At 50.0% G+C, this 3,886-nt stretch carries 5 protein-coding genes; 3 read left to right on the top strand and 2 right to left on the bottom strand.

Features of this window, described 5'->3' with window-relative positions; all coding sequences use genetic code 11:
* Positions 1-185: 185 nt before the first annotated feature.
* Together Q0095_RS02220 and Q0095_RS02215 are read right to left on the bottom strand one after the other, a co-directional pair.
* Positions 186-1,142: a cation diffusion facilitator family transporter gene (locus tag Q0095_RS02220; protein WP_297880952.1), complete on the bottom strand. Its 957-nt coding sequence runs from the start codon at positions 1,140-1,142 to the stop codon at positions 186-188.
* A 49-nt stretch (positions 1,143-1,191) separates the two neighbouring features.
* Entirely contained in the window at positions 1,192-2,067 is an 876-nt protein-coding gene (locus Q0095_RS02215; protein ID WP_297880950.1) for an ABC transporter six-transmembrane domain-containing protein, read from the bottom strand.
* Positions 2,068-2,232: 165 nt separating this feature from the next.
* Between Q0095_RS02215 and Q0095_RS02210 the strand changes: the two genes are divergently transcribed.
* The 3 genes from Q0095_RS02210 to Q0095_RS02200 all read left to right on the top strand — a co-directional run.
* On the top strand, positions 2,233-2,607 hold the full coding sequence (locus tag Q0095_RS02210; RefSeq protein WP_297880949.1) for a cupin domain-containing protein: 375 nt from the start codon (positions 2,233-2,235) through the stop codon (positions 2,605-2,607).
* A 132-nt stretch (positions 2,608-2,739) separates the two neighbouring features.
* Positions 2,740-3,375, top strand: coding sequence for an NAD(P)H-binding protein (locus Q0095_RS02205; protein WP_297880948.1), 636 nt, complete (start codon positions 2,740-2,742; stop codon positions 3,373-3,375).
* 81 nt (positions 3,376-3,456) lie between these two features.
* Positions 3,457-3,886 (top strand): Rrf2 family transcriptional regulator (locus Q0095_RS02200; protein WP_297880947.1); only part of this gene is annotated, 430 nt, incomplete at its 3' end.

Here is a 3,886-nt window from a genome sequence, read left to right as displayed (position 1 = left end):
GCCTGATTTTGAAACGGCGTCTGCATAGCGGAATTTTAAAATTTCACCATACGAAAGGATTTAAAATTTCACAACGAGCGTAAAATTTTTAAAATTCCTAAATTCTACGGCGCGGGCAAAATTTAAAATTTAAAAATCGAACCAAATTTTAAATTTCAGATCAAGCAAAATTCCAAATCCAAAATTTAATGACTATGCCCCAAGTGTCCGCCCGCGCCATTTGATCTTACTTCGCAGATGAGTTCACCGCCGCACTCATTATCGCTGCTTTCAAGCTGTAGCGTCGTGTGCGTGATGCCCAGATGCTCCATCTCGTGCGATATTTCGCGCAAGATCCGCTCCGCTTCGCGCACGCTCAACTCGCCGCTAACTACGATGTGAGCCGTAAGCGCGTTTGCGCCGCTTGTTATGCTCCAGACGTGCAGGTCGTGCACCGAAAGCACGCCGTCGACGCCCCTGATCCGCGCGACGAGCCCGTCCAGGCACACGCCCTTTGGCGAGCCCTCCATCAGGATGTTTAGGCTGTCTTTTAGCACGCCCCAGCCGCTTTTTACGATGAGCGCGGCCACGAGCATGCTAGCCGCCGCGTCTGCCCAGCCCCAACCAAAGCACATCATCAGCAGTGCCGCCGTGATCGCGCCCACCGAGCCCAGGGCGTCGCCCAGCACGTGCAGGTAGGCGCCGCGCATATTGACGTTTTCTCTCATGTCGCCGCCGCGCAGCATATAAAGCGCCACGACGATGTTTACGGCAAGACCCAGCGTGCTGATGGCGAGCATGCCCGCGGTGGCTACTTCGGGCGGATTTTGGAAGCGCCGAATCGCCTCGATGACGATAAAAACGGCGATGACGATGAGCGTGACGGCGTTTATCGTCGCGGCTAAAATTTCGATTCGCCTGTAGCCGAAGGTCTTTTTCAGATTGCCCTTGCGTTCGCCGAATTTAAACGCAAATAGCGAAAGCCCGAGTGCTGCGGCGTCTGATAGCATATGTCCTGCGTCGGAGAGCAGGGCGAGCGAGTTCGTCGCGAAGCCGCCCGCGACCTCGATCAGCATATAAGCGAATATTATAAGGAAAGAATTTCTCAAAACGACCTTGTTTGACGCGTGGGAATGCGCGCAGTCGGCGTGATTTTCGTGCATTTTGACCTTGTTTTTTGGCAAATTTTAGTTAAATTATACCCCAAAGCGCCTAAATTTTATCTATTTCACACTCTAGCTCGATGTTTACGCGCTTGCCGATATCTTTTAGCTTACTAAACTCCTCTATCAGCCTCGGCGCGTCATCGAGGCTGATCGCAAACGTCCAAAGATAGGTAAGCACCGAGTAGATGTGGCCCGCGTTTGCCTGCTTGCTTGAGAGCAAAAATATCGCCAAGCTAAAAATCGCCGCCGCGCTCGCGCCGATGATAAAAAAGCTCATCGCCTCTCTGTTTGAGATGCGGATACGAAGCTTTGATAGCACGTCGTAGTGGCGCTTTAGCGTGCGCTCATCGCCTGTGCTTATGCGTCCTGCCTCGCGCTCTAGCTGGTTGTTTAGCTTTAGATACAAGCGGTCGTTTTTGGCGATGTATTTGGGTAGCAAAACTCCAAAAATCGCGAGCAGGGCAAAAACAGCCAAACCCACGTAGAACTCGATAAATAAAAGCATGATCGCCGAGCCGAAAATCGATACGACCGAGGTAAAAAACACGGGAAAATGCTGCTCGAAAAAATCTACAAATTCGCGAGATAAATTTGCTCTTACGATTACGGCGCTTTCGTCTTTTGCGGCTCTTTTTTCGTTCATTATGACGCTTACGGCAAGTCCCGCGTATATCCTAGTAAACACCTGCGTATCCACGCGCCGCCTAATCGAGCCAAGCCCCCAGCCCACGAATACCATGCACGAGTAGCTAAGTGCCAAAAGCGTATCGCCCGCTACGATGGCGTTTATGGCGATGCCGGCTAGTATGGGATAGACGAGAAATAGCCCGTTTTCCGCCAAAACCAGGCTAAACGTCAAGAATAGCTTTTTAAAATTTTTCTTTGCGATGAGCGTTAGCGTCTTAAATGCGCTATTTTGCATAAAATTCCTTTGTTTAAAATCGCGCGGATTTTAACTGATTTTAAAATTTGCGTCAAATTTTGCGGAATTTTTTGCTGTAACTCTTGACATTACAACAAAATTTTATTATACTTCGCTCATTGGTTGTAAGTTGTAGCATTACAACAAAAGTCTAAGGAGAAAAAGATGTCAAACTACAAGATCGTTTCAACGAAAAATGCGCCGAGAGTGGAGTTGAAAGAAGCTCTAAATTTAAGCGGCTGCGAGCTTTCTATTAATGAGCTTCCAGCAAACGTGAGCGTGCCATTCGTGCATTCGCACAAGCAAAACGAGGAGCTTTATTTGGTGCTAAAAGGCGGCGGCACGCTTTTCATCGACGGCGAGGAGAAGACGGTTAAGGAGGGCGACGCGATCCGCATCGATCCGGCTGGCAAAAGATGCTTTAAGGCGGGCGCGCAGGGGATGAAGTTTATCTGTATCCAAACTAAACGCGGTAGCTTGGAGCAGTACACGATGAATGATGGCGTGATAAACGAGGACGTAAAGCCAAGCTGGCTGTAAATTTCGCGAGACGGGTGCGACAAACGCGAGCGTAAATTTTAAACTGCGCGGCGCGGCATACGGCGCCAAATCTGCGGGCGCATTAACCGCGGCGGCTGTGCGATCAAACAAATCAAATTTAAAGGAAAAACAATGAAAATAGCAATCATCGGAGCAAACGGAAAATCAGGTTCAAATTTGGTGCAAGAAGCCCTAAAACAAGGCTACGACGTTACGGCTATCGTGCGAAATAAAGAGTATAAAAACGGCGACGTAAAAGTCGTTTATAAAGATGTTTTAGAACTAACTAAGACCGACCTAGAGGGCTTTGATGCCGTTATCAGCGCATTCGCGGCATGGACGCCAGAAACGTTCCCTCTTCATAAAAAGGTAGCAAAACACCTAGCAGACGCACTTAGCGGTACGAAAACGAGACTACTAGTCATCGGCGGCGCGGGTACGCTATACGTGGACAATAAGCAGACGATGGTTATGGATACGCCAAGCTTCCCCGCTGGGTACATGGGCGTCGCAAAGGCTACGGCGGAGTCGTTTTTTGAGCTAAAAGGTAGAACGGGCGTGCTTTGGACCTACGTCTCGCCTGCTGGAGACTACGACGCAAACGGCGCTCGCACGGGCAGATACGTCCTTGGCGGCGACAATCTAATCCTAAACTCCAAAAACGAGAGCTACATCAGCTACGCAGACCTAGCGCTTGCGGTCATAGACGAGCTAAAAAACGGCGCCTTCGTGCAAAAGCGCTTTACCGCTGTAGGCGAGAGAGCGTGAGCTTAAAATTTTGCGTAATTTAGCTAAAATAACGCCGCACGAAACCAACGTGCGGTTTTTAAATTTAAATCAAGGCTGGTTATGCAAGTAGGTATAAAATTTTCACTCGCGGTTCACATCATGCTTTGCGTCGCGTATTTTCGCGAAGAGAAGGTCACGGGCGATTTCGTCGCCGCAAGCTCGGGGATAAACCCCGCCATCGCGCGCAAGCTGATCTCGCAGCTAAAAAATGCAGGTCTCGTGCTCACGACTGCGGGCGTGGGCGGCATCACGCTAGCTCGTGATGCGCGCGCGATCACGCTTTTAGACATTTATGAGGCGGTGAGCGAGGAGGACGCGATGTTTCGCCTGCACAAAGGCTCGCCTAGCGCCTGCCCAGTAGGTGGCAAGATCGAGGCGGTTCTTGCGCCGCGTTTTGCGCGCATTCAAGGTGATTTTGAGAAGTCCCTATCGAGCGTGAGCTTGGCGGATTTGCTGAAGAAGCAGAAGAATTTACAGCAGTTGAAAGTCC

Origin of the sequence: uncultured Campylobacter sp. (assembly GCF_938045535.1) — a bacterium.
GTDB lineage: Bacteria > Campylobacterota > Campylobacteria > Campylobacterales > Campylobacteraceae > Campylobacter_B.
The sequence above is the reverse complement of the archived record's forward strand: the minus strand, read 5'-3'. Positions and strand labels throughout refer to the sequence as shown.

Excerpts from the sequence above, each read along its gene's own strand:
- Q0095_RS02205 (WP_297880948.1), top strand. The coding sequence starts at position 2,740 with ATGAAAATAGCAATCATCGGAGCAAACGGAAAATCAGGTTCAAATTTG.
- Q0095_RS02210 (WP_297880949.1), top strand. The coding sequence starts at position 2,233 with ATGTCAAACTACAAGATCGTTTCAACGAAAAATGCGCCGAGAGTGGAG.
- Q0095_RS02215 (WP_297880950.1), bottom strand. The coding sequence starts at position 2,067 with ATGCAAAATAGCGCATTTAAGACGCTAACGCTCATCGCAAAGAAAAAT.
- Q0095_RS02220 (WP_297880952.1), bottom strand. The coding sequence starts at position 1,142 with ATGCACGAAAATCACGCCGACTGCGCGCATTCCCACGCGTCAAACAAG.